The following is a 15,596-nucleotide window of genomic DNA, read 5'->3' as shown; positions in this document are numbered from 1 at the left end:
TCCGCCTTCGTGAGATGACCTCCGCCGATTGGCCCGCGGTCGAGTCGATCTACGCGCAGGGGATCGAAGACGGCGAAGCCACCTTCGAGACGACGACCCCTTCCTGGGACGCCTTCGACGCCGGCAAGATTCCGGGACTGAGATTCGTCGGCATCGACGACCAGAACTCGGTCGTCGGATGGGTGGCGGCATCCGCCATCTCATCCCGAGCCGCGTACCGGGGCGTCGTAGAGCACTCGGTGTACGTCGAACGGAATGCGCGTGGAAGCGGGATCGGCCGGCTCCTGCTCGACGCGTTCATCGGCGCGGCTGAGGAAGCCGGCATCTGGACGATCCAGTCCAGCATCTTCCCTGAGAACACGGCGAGCCTGAGACTCCACCAGGCGGCGGGCTTCCGCATCGTTGGGAGAAGAGAGCGGATCGCACGCTCCGGCGCCGGACCGCACTCCGGGCAATGGCGCGACACGATCCTCATCGAACGCCGCAGTTCCCACAACGGCTTCGACTGAGCCCTCGGCGATAGACTCGTGTCTATGGATGCCGCGACCGCCGACCGTGCCTTGACGGTGCTCGGCGATCCGACCCGCGCCCGAATCCTGCAACTGATCCGCGACGCCGACGACGGTCGCGCGCTTGTCGGGAGACTCGCGGAGACCCTCGAGCTGACCCAGCCCACCGTCAGCCACCACATACGCGCCCTGCTGGACCAGGGGGTCGTGCAACGCGAGCCCGATGGCCGCCGGGTCTGGTACTCGATCGCCCCGGACAGCAGCGAACGCGTCGACGCCGTGCTCGGCGACCGCGCCGCCACGCCGCACCCCGCACCCGACCTGGAACGGATTTCCGGCGACTTGGCGACCCGGTTCCACGGCGTCTTCAGCGCCGAGACCGTGGCGCATTACGTCGACGACAGCTACCGGCTGCTCGCGGCAGAAGGACCCGTCTCCCGGCTCGCGTCCCGCACCGCATCGTTCAGCGCGTCCCGGCTCGACGCCCTGGCACGGGCCCGGCACCCGGTCATCGGCACCCCGGAGGTGCTGTTCGTCTGCGTCGAGAACGCCGGCCGGTCGCAACTGGCCGCCGCGATCCTGCGGCACCTCGCCGGGGAGCGGGTCACCGTCCGCACCGCGGGCTCCGCCCCGGCAGGCGAAGTGAGGCAGAGCATCGTTGCGGCGCTCGACGAGATCGGCGTGCCGCTGGGCGGCGAGTTCCCCAAACCGCTCACCGACGAAGCCGTCAAAGCCGCTGATGTGGTCGTCACTATGGGCTGCGGCGACGCCTGCCCGATCTACCCGGGCAGGCGATACCTTGACTGGGATCTCGACGATCCGGTCGGCAGGCCCTTCGAGGAAGTGCGCGGCATCCGCGACGAGATCGACACCCGCGTGCGCGCCCTGCTTGAGGAACTGGACACCGAACGTTCACCAGAGCAGGTCGCTAAAGCATAGACGTTGATCTATGCTTTGGATATGGCCGACCTCGACACCCCCACCGTTCTGTTCGTCTGCGTCCACAATGCCGGGCGCTCTCAGATGGCCGCGGGATATCTTCGCGCGCTCGCCGGCGACGCGGTCGAGGTGCTGTCGGCCGGTTCGGCGCCGAAGGATGAGATCAACCCGGTCGCGATCCTGGCGATGGCAGAGGAGGGCATCGACATCGCCGGCAACATCCCCAATGTGCTCACCGTCGAGGCGGTCAAGGAGTCGGATGTCGTGATCACGATGGGGTGCGGCGACGCGTGTCCCATCTTCCCCGGTAAGCGGTACGAGGACTGGGATCTCGATGACCCGGCGGGCCAGGGCATCGATGCCGTGCGTCCGATCCGCGACGAGATCCGTCGCCGCATCGAAGTGCTGATCACAGAGCTGCTCCCGGAACGGGCGGCGTAGCCATCCGCGCCGCGACGACCGGTGTTACGGCGGGAACCGTGCTTGCCGCGGTTCTCGCGCTCAGCGCGTGCAGCGGGCAGCCCGCCCCTCGGTGCCGGTCGCGCGGCGGTCGTCGACGAACAGATGCGCACCGGCATCCCTCATGTCTTCGCCGCCGGCGACGGGGTCGTCACCCATCACCGGCTCCTCGGACTGACCTGCCTGCCGCTGGGCACGCCGCGCACGAGCAGGGCCGCGTCGCCGGAGAGAACGCCCTGGGCGGGAGCACTCGGTTCGCCGGATCCGTGGGGACGCAGGTCGTCAAGGTCTTCGACCTGGTCGCCGCGCGCACCGGCCTTCGCCACCATGAAGCGACCGTCACAGGCTTCAACCCGGCAACGACACAAGCCGTCGCTGACGACCACAAGCGGTACTACCCCGGAGCACCGCCGATCAGCATCCGCATCACCGGAGACACGACAACAGGCCGGCTCCTCGGCGCGGAGCTCGTCGGCCGCCTCGGCACCGAGTCAGCCAAACGCGTCGATACGTACGCCACCGCCCTTTTCGCCGGGCTCAGCGTCGAGCAGGTCGGCCATCTCGACCTGTCATACAGGCCTCCGCTCGGATCCCCGTGGGATGCCGTGCAGACGGCGACGCAGGCCTGGTCGCGCGCGCACATCCCGTTGGTGGTGACGGTATGACCGGTGCGCCAACGGTGCTTTTCATCCGCCAGCACAACGCCGGCAGGTCCCAACTCGGGCACACCTCCTCGCGCACGTTGCTCAAGGCGGGTCAACGCCACGAGCGCCGGATTGAAACCCGCACACGAGATCAATCCCTTGGGTCGCGGAAGCGCTCGGCGAGTGGGGGATCGATACCGGGGACGCCACGCCGCGTCTCGTCATCGAAGCCGACCTTGCGTCCGCCGATGTCGTCGTGACAATGAATCCGGGGCTGGCGCTCCCCGGCCCGGTCGTCGGCCGATTGGTGGAGTGGGAGTTCCCCGACCCAGATGCGTGGGACTCAGCGGAGTCCGCGGACTTCGAGATGCGATCTCCACATCGCTTCTTTCCTGGTATTCCGACCGATATCGACGGGGCGAGCGGACGGATGCCGACCCAGCGCATCCGTCCGCCCGATCGTTCGCTACTTCGTGACGACCACTCGGACGCGGTCGATGTTCTGCAGCAGGGCGTACTTCGCGTTGACGTTCCCGTCACGCTCCGCAGTGACCTTGACGCTCACGACGTACGTGCCCGGCTGGGTGAACGTGTACTTCGTGGTGATCGCTTCGATCTTCTGCGGCTTTCCGGCCAGACCGGGAACGAAGGTGCCCTCGCCCTCGTAGTCCCACTCCGCCGCGATGATCTTGCCGCCGCCGAGCGGCGTCCGGGCGGTGGCGACGATGGTCACCGGCTTGCCGACCTTCGCCTTGATCGTCCCGCCGAGCGACACGATGTCGACCGTGGGCTGGATGCCCTGCCGGATCAGCGAGAACGGGGACACCGAGATCTGCGTGTCCTTGATCGAGTAGCGCGTGGATGCCGGCGCGGGGACACCGTGTTCTGCCCACTGGGCAACATCTCGCAGCGCCTGCTCGACCATCCCGTAGTAGTTGACGAGAGTGGAGGCGCGCAGGCCCGTCGGCGCCTCATCCTGGTGATCGGCGTGATCGGTGAAGTACACGCGGTAGCTGTCAGCGGCAGCGCCGCCGAGGCTCGCCTCGACGCGGTGACGGTACCAGTCGGTGTGCCACGGCAGTGCGTCGCTGTCGTAGAGGTTCGAGACAACGATGACCTTGCCGTTGATGGAGCCGTCGAAAGCGGCGTTGCCCGAAACCACGGGCGCGAACGAAGGCTCGCCCACCGGACGCTGCGGGTAGATCGGGGTACCGTCGGGGTTGCGGAACTGGTCCAGCCCGATCCAGCCCTGACCGGCGGGAGGGAGCTGATACCGGTACGCGAACCGCTTGGCGATGTTCCAGCGGTGGCCGATGGTGTCGCCCATCTCGGCGAGCCTTTCCCGGACGCGTTGGCCGAGCGGGCTGTTCTCGGTCCCGAGATAGCCGGGCGAGTTCCAGAAGTCGTCGACATACGTCGGGTCGTACGCCAGCGGATCGTCGGAAGCGAGCCCCGCCCCGTAGTACTTGGCGTCGTATCCGAGAAGGTAGTCGGCGTTCTCCCACGCCTTGAGCGGAATCCCGAGTGCGAGCATCTCCTTGAGCATGGCTCGCTCAGCCGGGTCCAGAGTCGCATAGGGGTTGCCGCTGCCACCGGGCAGGATGGCGTCGCGGATCTGGGCAGCCTTGCCGCTGAGGATCAGCTCCGCGGCGGATCTGCCCTCGAAGTTGTAGCTGGACGGCTGCGGCACGCCCTGCACCATCGGCACGTATCCCTGCCAGATCCCCTCGGTGTTCTCGGCCGCGCCGATGACCTGATACGAGCCGCCGCTCGGCCCGTAGAGGTAACCGAAGATCTGTCGATCGCCGCCGTAGTACTTCGCGGCGAGGGTCTTCGCGAACTTCGCCGCGGCGGCACTGTACCGGTACCCGAGGGAGACGGAGCCGTTCCCCGCGTGCACCGCGTACCCGCCGCTCGCCAGCGCGAACCCGATGGCTCGATCGCTCGCCACGGCAGTGCTTGCTCCCGCTACGAACACGGTGGGGTAGGTGTACTGGAAGAACCGGCCATCCCACTTCGCCTTGTCCGCCTGCGCGTGCAGATAGATGTTGAACTTGATGTTGGTGCCCTCGAAGTGCCCTGATACCCGGTGGTGAGGAACCGGCAAGGTCTCGTCAGTCTCCGAGTCGATGACGGGCTGGGTGAACTGCGGGTCGATGCAGTCCGCCGTGATCTGCATCGGGGCGTTCGGTGCGGATTGCACACAGTCGGGCGGTGCGGCGGAGGCCGGTGCTGCGGACAGCAGCCCGACAACAATGGCAGCCGCGGCGCCGAGCGCGACAGGGGTGAACCTGCGCCGGATGGATCTCTTCATGGTTTCTCCAACTTCATGGTTTGTGTCGGCACGGACGTCGTGGCGGCAGGGCTTCGCGGCCATGACGCGTGGCGGCGAATGCGTGGGGGCTATTTCTGTATTGCCTTCGTTGTGCACGGCGTCATTGAACGGCTAACGGGCGTGGAGGTTGCGGCGGTTGACTGCTCCCTTCTGGAGATGGCGGGGCTGCCGCCGTGAACTGTGCGAGGGGTTTTCGGTCGACTTGGTCGACGAGTGCCGCGGAACGTTCTGAGGCGGCGACAGGGGCGCAATGTCCTCACGTCAGCACCGGGGTGCCATGTGCGTGCGGTGAGGGGAGAACGAGCGAGTGGGTGCCGGATGCGAGTTGATGATGGTGTCCAGGCACGCGCACATATGCTGTCGCGCCGCTGGGCACCACGACGTCAAGGCGCCACCCGCCGACACCCCGCTCCCAGCACAGGGACGCTTCACCGAGCGGGGTCTTGTGGCGCATTCGTGCACCTCGGATGCGCGGGTCGTCGACAGGAGCGATCTCGATCTCGCGCCACCCCGCAGCGATCGAGCGGAGCCCGCCGACCCGTTGCTGGATCCACGATGCGACTGAGCCGAGGAAGTAGTGGTTGCGGGACCGGGCGGACGCATCCCATGCCTCGAGCAGGGTGTTCTCGCTTGCCTCGAACCATGCGCCCCATCCCGGTCGGGTGCGTTGCAGCAGGACCGTGAGCGCAAGGTCGTCTCGTCCGGCGGATGAGAGCACGGGAAGGAGGTGGCGGACGCCGATGGCGCCGCAGTCCAGGTGACCGCGGCTTCGGCCTTCGATGTCGGCGATGAGGCTGTCCTGCACGGTGCCGACTGCGGCGCGGGGCACCATGTCGAAGGCGAGCGGCAGCAGGTTCATGGTCTGTCGGTAACCCACCCCGGGCACCCCGTAGCACCCTGCGTGGGCATCGAAGTAGGCGTCGTGGTACGCGGCGGAGATCGTCTCCGCGGCCGCCCGGTATTCGTGGGCATCCTGGTTGCCCAGTTCGTCGAGCACGGCCGCCGTGTGCTGGAGGACGGTGACCGCCATCGCGGTACCGGTCGGCGCCATGCCCTCCGGCGGAATGGTGAACTGGGGCGCGAGCCAGTCGCTCCAGGTGCGGTGCGACCAGATCCCGCCTCCCGATCGATCGATGAGGTGGTCGGCATACCGCCGGATCATCGAGGCGTTGCGTTCGAGCACGTCACGATCGCCGTATTCGCAGTACAGATACCACGGGATGAGCACCGCCGAGGACGACCAGGCAGGGTCCGCGGCGCGCCCCCATCCCGGGGTCGGGATGATCTGCGGGATGGCACCGTCGTCGGCTTGGGCGTCGCGGTGGTCCTGCAGCCACTTGTCGAACGCGGGTCGGAGGTCGAAGTGGTGCAGCAGCGCCTCGGTCGCCAGGTGTGCGTCGGCCGTCCAGCCGTTCTTCTCGTAGATGGGTGTGTCGGTGGGGATGCCGTGCAGGTTGTTTCGGAAGGTTCGCCCCAGCGCGGTGTTGATCCACTCCAGCAGCGGCTCACCGGCTGCGAGCTCGCCCATCCGTTCGAGGTCGGTGTAGATCGGCACAGCGCGGACGCCGGCTACCTCGACGTCGCCGCGCGTGTCGATCTGGACCCACCGGAACCCGCGGTAGCCGAATTGGATCTCCCAGGTGTGGTCGTGGATGTCGCGCTGGATCAGGAGCTGGTCTTCCTGACCGTTTCCGGCTGCCAGAGCGTTGTCGCAGATGACCTCGCCTACGGCATTGCGCTGTTCGCCCGACGTCACGACGACGGCCGCCCCGGCGCGCCCGGTCACACGGCACCGCAGCCGGCCGGTCATCACCGCTCCGAAGTCGTACACGACTCGACCCGATCCGAGATCCTCGGAGAGGATCGGCGGTCGGGGCGCGCCGGCACGCATTGGCGAATGCACGGCAAGACGCAGCTCCCCTCGCGGCGGGTCGACCATCGTTGCCGGCTTCCAATCCGGCTCGTCGGCGCTGAGCACCCACGTCTCGCCCCCGAACAGCAGTTCGCGGCGAACGATGCCGTCGGCGGCGTCCCATCCGTCGCCGGTCACGACACGCGCGCTACGTCGGTCGGTGTACAGCAGATCGATGGCTGCGATCGCCATGGGTTCGCGATGCCAGGGCGCTAGGTGCCAGCCCCAGATGTCCCCTCCCCGGGCGGCGAACCGTTCACGACCTGCTTCGATGAGCAGTTCATTCGCGCCGGACTGCAGCAGGTGGGCGATGTCGTGCACGCGGTAGAGCACCGTCTTGTCGTAGGCGGTGACGGCGGGCTCGATCGCCGCGTCGCCGACCTTGACTCCATTGATGCGGAGGATCCCGGAGCCGAGTGCGGTGAACGCGAGGGTCGCCCTCTCCAATTCCCCCGTGACGTGGACCGATCCTCGGAACTGCGGGTTGGGCGCGGGGTCGGTCTCCACGGCGATGAGCAGTATCCCGGCCTGGTGTTGTCCATCGAGAATGATGTCGCCGTCGACGGGCAACGGCGACACACCGTCGTCGGGGCACGCGGCACCCGCGTCTTCGGCGTACCAGCCGATGGTCTCCCGCTTTGGGCGTAGCACGACCGTGTACTCGCCCGCCGGAGCGGGCGGCGACACCTCGAGGAGCTGGCCGAAGTAGTCCCACAGCAGCTGTGGGCCGGCGACATGGCGCCGAGCGACCTCGCTGCCGTCGGCACTTTCGAGGCTGATCGTGAAATCGACATCCGCGATGAATGGATCGACTCCCTCACCTGGACCGGCCAGGTCGATGTTCACCGCGCGCACGGGTCCGTCGGTGTGGAAGGTCTGCGTCAGTGTCGACCCGGGCGCGGCCCAAAGGATCCGGTCCCGCCGTGTCGCGCGGATGATGCGCTGCGCGGCGGGCACAGCCCTCGAGATCCACTGCGCTCCGGCCAGCGCCGTCGGTGTTGTGGTGGCGGTCATTACGTCGGAAGGGTCCTCTGAGCTGAAAGGCGATGGTGAATCAGGGGGTCGGAATGTCCGATCGGTCGCATGTTCCCTGTGCTGGTCAGGCTGGGAGCGGTCGATAGGTCACGCGCAGGATGCGGCCGTCGGGTGACGGGGCGCCGACCGTGAGCATGCGGCCGGTGAATCCGGCGGCGACCTCGGTGGAGAGGTAGCGGCCGTCGAGGCGAGCAAGCTCGGTGGTTCCGTGCTCGCACACCACCGACATGACGATGTCGTCGGGGCCGGCGTGCCCGAACGGCACAGGTGGTGTGCGGGGCGCCGCCGTCTCGACGCACAGCGTGACGTACTGCTCCTGGGTTGCGAAGCCACCCAGCTCGTGCCGGAGATCGCCGATCTGGATGACGGCTCGAACGATGCCGTCGCACAGCTGCACGTGGTACCAGTGCCGGTCGTCTAGGCGCAGCCCCACGCTTCCGGCCTTCTCGACCTCCGCGTCGGTGTGCCAGTCGAAGTCACGCACACGAGCGCACAGCACGTCGTCCGTCGAATGGAATCGGACGCCCCCGCCGGCGTCGCGCTCGATGACCGCGGCGGGCTCGCCGTCCGGCACGACCCAGCGTGGATTGAGGTCCTCCGTGAAGTCGTCGGAGAACCTCGTGTCGGCCTGCGGGATGTCGAACCGCGACTCGTCGAATGTCGGCCATCCGTCGGTCCAGTTCACGCCCGCCAGGAAGGTCTCCCGCCCGAGGACGTGGAATCCCGGGGTCGAACCTCGCGGTCGCACGCCGAGGTACACCGCCGCCCACTCCCCCGCCGTCGTCTGCACCAGGTCGGCATGGCCGACGTTCTGGACGACGTGGTCACTGCTTCGATGGGTGAGGATCGGGTTCTGCGGACACGACCCGAACGGGCCGCGCGGGCTGCTGCCCCGGGCGACCGTCACGCAGTGGCCGCGCTCGGTTCCACCCTCGGCGAGCATCATGTACCAGTAGTCGCCGATGCGGTACAGGTGCGGCCCCTCGGCCATCGACATGCCGCTGCCCTGCCAGATCGGGTAGTCGGGTTCCAGGAATCGACCGGTCTCAGGATTGATCGGTGCTTGCCGGATGCCCTGTCCGCCGGTCGTGAAGTCGAGGACGTGCCAGGTGAGGTAACACGTGCCATCCTCGTCCCAGCACAGGTCGGGATCGATGCCGGTTGCCTCCGCGACGAACACCGGATCGCTCCACGGTCCCGCGGGGTCTTCCGCGTGGACGATGACTTGTCCGGCGTGGAAGTCGCTGATGTTGGTGGTGATGAACCAGAATCGGTCGTCCCGGTACCGCAGGGTCGATCCGTAGATGCCTGTGGAAGGTCCCTGGGAGCCACGGCGGAACTGGGTGCGGCTGGTGAGGATGTTGCCGATCTGCGTCCACGTGACGAGGTCGCGGCTGTGGAAGATCGGGGCGCCGGGAAAGTACTCGAAGCTCGAGTTCGCGAGGTAGTAGTCGTCTCCGACCCGGCAGATGGTGGGGTCGGGGAAGAATCCGGGCACGATGGGGTGGGTCTCGCCGCTGAGAGATTCAGCCATCGCACATACCGCATTCTCAGGGACGCCGGACATGGCTCGTCGTGGACTCAGGCAGACGTCGACTCGGCCTGGATGACCGAGCGAAGCCGGACGGCGATGTAGGGGCGCCCGGGCAGGTCGACCCGTACCTCGCCGACGTGTTCGCCCGGCAGCGTGGTGATGGTCATGTTCCACGTGTCGATCACATCGATGCGCGCCCGCATCCCTGCCGGCACCTTGACGGCACGGAATGCCGGCTGCCCCCCGCCGAAGTAGATCAGCAGGTACTGCCCGTCCACGCCCGCGTGGGCCGCATCGAAGTCGGACGGCAGCGGTTCCAGCCTCCCGGTGGGCGAGTCCTCGATGATGGACCGGAGGAACGCGATGCGTGCTGGGCTCTCGCCGTGCAACTGGCCGCCCTTCGCCCAGAACAGGACATCGTCCTCGCGGTGGTAGGTCTCACCGTGGGTGGCGTAGCCGCCGGCCATGACGGCATCCCAGATTCTGCGGACCTCGTCCGTCGCGGGCAGGAAGCCCCAGCCCTGGTCGATGTCGCCCTCGTAGCCGCATTCATCGACGATCACGGGTTTGCGCCACCGGCCGCGCCACTCACGGACCCGCGCGCCGAGCTGTTCGCCGTGCTGGATGCTGCAGTGCGTGGCCCACTCGGACTCGTAGTCCCAGATCTCCAGCCAGTTGTGGATCGAGAGCGGATGCCCGACATGGTCGTTGTCGCGGATGACTCCGGCGATGCGGTCCCAGTCGTCCGGGTTCTTGTCGAGCAGCAGGTCGTACTCATTCGCCAGTGACCACCAGACGTTGGGGAATGCCGCAAGGCGGCGCACGACGTATTGGACGTACCGGTCGTCGGCGGCTCGACCGAGGTTCGCGAATCCCCACCGGTCGTAGGGGTGGAACAGGATGAGGTCGGCCTGGACGCCGAGCTCACCGAGTTGGGTGAGCCGGGTCTCGAGCTGACGGAAGTACTCCAGGTCGAACCCGGTGGTGTCCCAGCCGTCGCCGTCTCGTGGAAAGACGAATCTCTCGGGCTCGTTGGTGTTGAAGATGAAGTGCTTCGGGAACAGCGCCATGCGGATCTTGGTGAATGGCGCCTCGGACAGCGCCCGGAGAGTCGTTTCCTGAAGCTCGACGCTCTGGTGGGTCCACGCGTAGGCGGTCGTGCCGAGCGGTGTGAACGGTGTCCCGTCGGCGTACCTGAAGTGGAAGCCGTCGGCGCGGACCGGGCCCGGCGCGTCAGATGCGACGACCGCAATAGACCCGGTGATCCCGTCGAGCGAGCGGGCGGTCGAGGAGGTGCTGAAGGTCCAGACACCCGGCTGCGGGGGAAGGTACCGGGCGATGTAGCGGCCGTCGCCGTCGTAGAACGCACCGACGTCGATCACGATGTCCTCGAGGGCGAGACGGACGGTGAGTTCGACCTCGACGAAGGGGTTGCCATGCGACGGGCCGGTGAAGGTGAGTTCCACAAGGCGATTCGCGGTCGCGTTCTCCGGCGGGACGAAGCCCGCACTGGCGAGGGGAATGTCCGTGGCCTCGTAGTCGAGCCTCGGCGTGATCGGGCTTTCCTCCGCAGAGCGTTCGGTGCGATCCTCGAGCGCGTACAGCCGCTCGAGCAGGACCTGCACCCGCTTATCACCGGGATCAAGGATCATCGAGAGCACCGGGGCGAGCGGAAAGCTCGCCTCCGTCTGCGCGAGTGCCGACTCGAGCACCTCCGGGGCGATCTCCTCGACGACAGCCCTCGCGTGCGGCTGGGTCAGGACGCCGGCGAGCGACGACCGGGAGTGGAACGTGGACATGACGGGCTCCTCTGGGTGCGGGGTCTGCGGATGCAGGCTGGGGTGAAGACAGCAGGGCTGCGGCGACCAGGCCTCCCGGCCGCCGCAGCCCGGCAACGGACTTGCTACTTCTTGTAGGCGTCCTGCATCTTCTGCGCCGCACTGGCGGGCGTGTCATTGCCGAGCAGCATCGACTGCACCGCAGTGTTCAGAGTGCTCTGCACCTCGGGCTGGAGGCTGGCGATCGGTGCGGTCTGGCCGTTCACGACGAGCGTGTTGAACTCCTTGAGCTCGGCCGGGGGTGTGAACTTCGTGTTCGGGATGAGTGGCACGGAGCCGAACCCGGTGGCGAACGCCGCTGACTGCTCGGGCTCGCCGGCGAAGGCCACGAACGCCTTCGCGGCGTCCAGGTTCTTCGCCGCGGCGTTCACGGTGAGCGTGTACCCGGGGAGGGCGGTGATGCTGTTCTTGCCGTCATTGGTGGCCGGGATCGCCGCCACCACGAACTTGTCATCCTTGTTGGCAGCGTGGATGCCGGCCAGAACCGCGCCGACATCGACCAGTCCGAGCGCCTGCCGCTGAGCGACGGCGTCCTGTCCCTGCTGGCGGGAGCGACCGAGCGACCCCTCGCCGAAGCAGCCCGCGTCGAACATCTTCTGGTAGATCTCGAACTGGGTTTGCCAGCCCGAACCCGGGTAGGACACCTTGCCGGTCGCGAGTCCTTGATCCCACGTCGGGTCCGCGCCGTAGATCAGCGAGGCGGTCTGCCCGAAGGACAGCATCTGAGGGCCTGCTGCGGTTTCACCGAGTCCCTGCGCGAAGGCGTAGACACCCTTCGCCTTAGCGTCCGTGCAGAGCTGCATGACCTCGTCGAGCGTGGTCGGGACCTTCAGCCCCAGCTCATCGAGGAGGGTCTGGTTGTACATCGCCGCCAGCGGCTGCAGCGCCCCCGGGAAGGCGTACAGCTGGTCCTTGAAGAACACCTGCGGCTTCCAGGTCTCGGGCACGTCGCCGCTCCAGTCGGCTTCGAACGGCGCGATCAGCCCGGCGTTGGCGAGCGGGACCACGTTGTCGCTGGAGTCGTTCGGGCTGCCACCGGGGAACGTGAGGAGCACGTCCGGCGCGGTGCCGGCTTGCAACTGGGCGAGGATCGCGGGGCCGAGGTCGCCGCCCTGGTAATCGAATTTGACGGTGACGCCGGGGTTCTTCTCCTCGAACGCCTTCACGATCGGCTCGACGGCGCCCTTGTACTGGGCGTCGAAGATGCCGGTGACTGTTCCGCTGAGTTCGCCGCCGGAGCTCGAAGGAGAGGTTCCGCCGCCGCCGGAGCAACCGGCGACGAGCACGGCGATCGTTGATACCGCGCCGATTGCGATGATCCGATGCTGGATCTTCATCGATCTGTTCCTATCTGTGTGGGGTGCAGTGGACTTGCCCGGCCGGGCGCCGGACATCTGTTGCCCGCGGTCTCAGCCCTTGAGACCGCCGGCGAAGCCTTGAATCACGTATCGCTGCAGCAGCAGGTACACGGCCAGGATCGGGATCATCGAGATCACCAGTGAGGCGAAGATCAATGGCCAATTGCTGGTGTACTGACCGACGAACTGGTAAATCGCCATCGGAATGGTCACCTGGGACCCGCCGGTGAGGAAGATCAGCGGCGTGAAGAAGTCGTTCCAGATCCCGACGCCGTTGAGGATCGCGCAGGTTCCCAGAACGGGGCGCAACAGCGGGACGACCATGTGCCAGAACGTGCGCACGTTGCTGCATCCGTCGATCCGGGACGCCTCCTCGTACTCGATCGGGACGCTCGATCGGAGGAACGTGGTGATCAGGAAGATCGAGAAGGGCATCTGCAGGCCGACGTAGACGATGACCAGCGACCAGATCGTCCCCAGCAGGTGCAGGTCGCGCATCTGGAAGTACACGGGCAGCAGTGCCAGCTGGAACGGCAGCAGCAGGCCGACGAGGAAGCCGTAGAAGGTCGCGTTCGACAGCCGCGACATCGACCGGGCGAGCGGGTATGCCGCCATCGTCGCCAACGCCAGGACGACAGCGGTCGAGATGACGGTGACGATGATGCTGGTCACGATCGCGCCGGGCAGCGACGAGGACGTCCACGCGGTCACGTAGTGGTCGAGCGTCGCCTTCCCACTGGGGAGGAAGCCGGGGGTGAGGTCGCCGTCGGGTCGAATGGACAGGTTGACGAGGATGTACACCGGGATCAGGAAGATCGCGGTCGAGCCGTAGGCGAGGAAGGTGCTTCCGACTCGGGTGCTGGTTCGGACTTTCATGAGTTGCGCTCCTGTCGGCGAAGCACCGAGAACTGGATGAACGAGAGCACTCCGACTCCGATCGCGAGAACGACGGCGAGTGCAGCCGCGCGGCCGTAGTAGCCGAAGTTGGAGAACAGGAAATACAGCTGGGTGGAGATCGTCTGGGTCTGCCCGCCGGGGCCGCCACCGGTGATCGCGAAGATCTGGTCGAACAGCTTCAGGCCGCCGATGAGGCCCAGCATCAAGTTGATCGTGATCGCCGGGGCGAGCAGCGGCCGGGTGACATACCAGAAGCGCTGCCAGTACCCCGCGCCATCCAGCGCGGCGGCCTCATCCAGCTCGACCGGAACGGCCTGGAGCCCGGCGAGGTAGATGACCATGGACGAGCCCGTGAACTGCCAGACGACGGTCATGATGATGATCCAGATCGCCCACGTGGGGTTGCCGAGGAAGTCGATCTGACTGAGGCCCAATGCGTGCAGGGCGGTGTTGACGCCGCCGATGTCGGGCGGCCCGAAGATGTACTTGAACAGGTATCCGACGACCAGTGAGGACACCACGAGAGGGGCGAAGATGATCGTCCGCAGCACATTCCGACCTCGGATCCGGCCGTTCAGCAGAAGCGCGAGGCCGAGACCAAGCGTGTTCTGGATCGTCACGACGGCGATTGCGATCCCGAGCGTCCGGAGCGCCACCGGTCCGGCGTCTCCCTGGAAGTTCGTGACGTAGTTCTCGAAGCCGATCCACTTCGGGTCCTTCACCAGGAAGGCCCAGTTCGTGAACGAGTAGTAGACGCCCCGCGCGCTCGGGACCAGGATCACGTAGATGTAGATCAGAGCCGCCGGAATCGCGAACCACCACAGGCTCCGCCCGACCGAGGGCAGACCGCGTCGACGTCGGATGGGCGTCGTGCTCGCCGGCCCGGCGAGCGCCACGCCGGTGCCCGACGGGCTGGCCGGTGCGGCCATCGGTTCGGTTCGCATCGTTGCTCCTTGCGTCATTGCGGATGAAACTTCGGTCCGCCGATTGTGTGATCGATTACACACGGGGAAAACGGGTAGGCAATCGTTCACACATGCGGGATAAGTGCTATTGTGTGATCGATTACACACTCTGTCAAGTCCCAATTTGAGAGCGCGAGATGAACTCCCAGCAGAAGCGGTCTCGGCCGAGCATGGCGGATGTGGCCGCGCTCGCGAACGTGTCGGTCGGCACCGTCTCCCGACACCTGACCGGTCGCGGTTATGTGGGCGCGGACGCGCGCCAGCGCATCCAGTCCGCGGTGGACGAGCTCGGCTATCGACCGAATCTGGTCGCAAGGAACCTGAGAACACAGACCACGAACACCATCGGGGTGCTCTCGATGGGACCCCTCGACTTTGGCTCGTCGTCCGTCCTCAGCGGTCTCGACGATGCCAGCCGGCAGGCGGGATACGGGTTGATCACCGCTCAGCTGCCGCATGATCTCGACGATCCGAGAGCGCCCGCGGAGATCGAGCGAGCGGCTGGGCGCCTTCTGGCTCATCAGGTCGACGGCATTGTTCTGGCGAGTCCCTACCCGGGGTTCGAGGACCTGTGGGACGAACTGCTGAACACCATCCCGTTCGTGACGTTGTCGAATCATCCGCGGCAAGAGGTGGGAGCGACCTACGTCGACTCGTACGCTGCAGGTCGACTCGCGACCGAACATCTCGTGGACCTCGGACACCGGGCCATCCTGCATGTCCGCGGCCCTCGCAACCTTCATGAGTCGAGTGACCGCGAGCGCGGCTACAGGGACGTCGTTGACGCGGCGGGCATCGACGCGCAAGTGACCGTGCCCTGTGAGGACTGGTCGAGCACGTCGGGGTACCGCATCGGACGGTTGCCCATCGAGGGCAGGTGGACGGCGGCGTTCTGCGCGAACGACGCCATCGCGCTCGGCTTCCAGCACGCGATGTACGAACGCGGGTTGAGCGCGGGGAGGGACTACTCGGTCATCGCAATCGACGACATGCCCGATGCCGCGCACTTCCATCCACCGCTGACCACGGTCGCGCTCGACCACCTCGAACTGGGTCGATCCGCGTTCAGGATGATCCTCGAGCATCTCCGCACCGGCTCACCGGCTGCGAACACCGTGATCGAGCCGGCATTGGTGCGACGGGAGTCCGCGGTCCCCCCCGCCTGATCGCT

At 66.8% G+C, this 15,596-nt stretch carries 12 protein-coding genes; 5 read left to right on the top strand and 7 right to left on the bottom strand.

The genetic code is table 11. From position 1 onward, the window contains the following. Positions 1-14 precede the first annotated feature (14 nt). The 4 genes from ABD212_RS01655 (at position 15) to ABD212_RS01640 (ending at position 2,572) form a co-directional block, all read left to right on the top strand. On the top strand, positions 15-509 hold the full coding sequence (locus ABD212_RS01655; RefSeq protein WP_344090517.1) for a GNAT family N-acetyltransferase: 495 nt from the start codon (positions 15-17) through the stop codon (positions 507-509). A gap of 24 nt (positions 510-533) precedes the next feature. Next, positions 534-1,448 carry a metalloregulator ArsR/SmtB family transcription factor gene (locus ABD212_RS01650; RefSeq protein ID WP_344090515.1) on the top strand — a complete coding sequence of 305 codons (915 nt, stop codon included), beginning with the start codon at positions 534-536 and terminating at the stop codon, positions 1,446-1,448. A 21-nt stretch (positions 1,449-1,469) separates the two neighbouring features. Then, complete coding sequence (locus tag ABD212_RS01645) at positions 1,470-1,889, top strand: arsenate reductase ArsC (RefSeq protein WP_344090513.1); 420 nt, start codon at positions 1,470-1,472, stop codon at positions 1,887-1,889. 284 nt (positions 1,890-2,173) lie between these two features. Next, positions 2,174-2,572: an NAD(P)/FAD-dependent oxidoreductase gene (locus ABD212_RS01640; RefSeq protein ID WP_344090511.1), complete on the top strand. Its 399-nt coding sequence runs from the start codon at positions 2,174-2,176 to the stop codon at positions 2,570-2,572. 445 nt (positions 2,573-3,017) lie between these two features. On the opposite strand, the gene ABD212_RS01635 is transcribed toward ABD212_RS01640, so the two are convergent. The 7 genes from ABD212_RS01635 to ABD212_RS01605 form a co-directional block, all read right to left on the bottom strand. Next, the gene (locus tag ABD212_RS01635) at positions 3,018-4,865 is read right to left on the bottom strand and encodes a PKD domain-containing protein (RefSeq protein ID WP_344090509.1); all 1,848 of its coding nucleotides are present in this window, start codon (positions 4,863-4,865) and stop codon (positions 3,018-3,020) included. Positions 4,866-5,142: 277 nt separating this feature from the next. Next, positions 5,143-7,812 carry a family 78 glycoside hydrolase catalytic domain gene (locus ABD212_RS01630; RefSeq protein WP_344090507.1) on the bottom strand — a complete coding sequence of 890 codons (2,670 nt, stop codon included), beginning with the start codon at positions 7,810-7,812 and terminating at the stop codon, positions 5,143-5,145. An 85-nt stretch (positions 7,813-7,897) separates the two neighbouring features. Continuing rightward, positions 7,898-9,367, bottom strand: coding sequence for a glycoside hydrolase family 43 protein (locus ABD212_RS01625; protein WP_344090505.1), 1,470 nt, complete (start codon positions 9,365-9,367; stop codon positions 7,898-7,900). 47 nt (positions 9,368-9,414) lie between these two features. Then, positions 9,415-11,166: a DUF5605 domain-containing protein gene (locus ABD212_RS01620; RefSeq protein WP_344090503.1), complete on the bottom strand. Its 1,752-nt coding sequence runs from the start codon at positions 11,164-11,166 to the stop codon at positions 9,415-9,417. A 104-nt stretch (positions 11,167-11,270) separates the two neighbouring features. Next, entirely contained in the window at positions 11,271-12,542 is a 1,272-nt protein-coding gene (locus ABD212_RS01615) for an ABC transporter substrate-binding protein (RefSeq protein WP_344090501.1), read from the bottom strand. 72 nt (positions 12,543-12,614) lie between these two features. Beyond that, the gene (locus tag ABD212_RS01610; protein WP_344090500.1) at positions 12,615-13,439 is read right to left on the bottom strand and encodes a carbohydrate ABC transporter permease; all 825 of its coding nucleotides are present in this window, start codon (positions 13,437-13,439) and stop codon (positions 12,615-12,617) included. Then, entirely contained in the window at positions 13,436-14,404 is a 969-nt protein-coding gene (locus ABD212_RS01605; protein ID WP_344090498.1) for a carbohydrate ABC transporter permease, read from the bottom strand. Before ABD212_RS01605 ends, ABD212_RS01610 begins: the two co-directional genes overlap by 4 nt. 158 nt (positions 14,405-14,562) lie before the next feature. Between ABD212_RS01605 and ABD212_RS01600 the strand changes: the two genes are divergently transcribed. Further along, positions 14,563-15,591: a LacI family DNA-binding transcriptional regulator gene (locus tag ABD212_RS01600; RefSeq protein ID WP_344090495.1), complete on the top strand. Its 1,029-nt coding sequence runs from the start codon at positions 14,563-14,565 to the stop codon at positions 15,589-15,591. Positions 15,592-15,596: the final 5 nt, after the last annotated feature.

Source organism: Microbacterium deminutum (genome assembly GCF_039530205.1).
Classification (GTDB): domain Bacteria; phylum Actinomycetota; class Actinomycetes; order Actinomycetales; family Microbacteriaceae; genus Microbacterium; species Microbacterium deminutum.
The sequence above is the reverse complement of the archived record's forward strand: the minus strand, read 5'-3'. Positions and strand labels throughout refer to the sequence as shown.

Bases quoted from the DNA above. Each gene is read 5' to 3' on its own strand.
- ABD212_RS01655 (WP_344090517.1), top strand. From the start codon at position 15: ATGACCTCCGCCGATTGGCCCGCGGTCGAGTCGATCTACGCGCAGGGG.
- ABD212_RS01615 (WP_344090501.1), bottom strand. From the start codon at position 12,542: ATGAAGATCCAGCATCGGATCATCGCAATCGGCGCGGTATCAACGATC.
- ABD212_RS01645 (WP_344090513.1), top strand. From the start codon at position 1,470: ATGGCCGACCTCGACACCCCCACCGTTCTGTTCGTCTGCGTCCACAAT.
- ABD212_RS01630 (WP_344090507.1), bottom strand. From the start codon at position 7,812: ATGACCGCCACCACAACACCGACGGCGCTGGCCGGAGCGCAGTGGATC.
- ABD212_RS01605 (WP_344090498.1), bottom strand. From the start codon at position 14,404: ATGCGAACCGAACCGATGGCCGCACCGGCCAGCCCGTCGGGCACCGGC.
- ABD212_RS01635 (WP_344090509.1), bottom strand. From the start codon at position 4,865: ATGAAGAGATCCATCCGGCGCAGGTTCACCCCTGTCGCGCTCGGCGCC.
- ABD212_RS01625 (WP_344090505.1), bottom strand. From the start codon at position 9,367: ATGGCTGAATCTCTCAGCGGCGAGACCCACCCCATCGTGCCCGGATTC.
- ABD212_RS01600 (WP_344090495.1), top strand. From the start codon at position 14,563: ATGAACTCCCAGCAGAAGCGGTCTCGGCCGAGCATGGCGGATGTGGCC.
- ABD212_RS01610 (WP_344090500.1), bottom strand. From the start codon at position 13,439: ATGAAAGTCCGAACCAGCACCCGAGTCGGAAGCACCTTCCTCGCCTAC.
- ABD212_RS01650 (WP_344090515.1), top strand. From the start codon at position 534: ATGGATGCCGCGACCGCCGACCGTGCCTTGACGGTGCTCGGCGATCCG.
- ABD212_RS01620 (WP_344090503.1), bottom strand. From the start codon at position 11,166: ATGTCCACGTTCCACTCCCGGTCGTCGCTCGCCGGCGTCCTGACCCAG.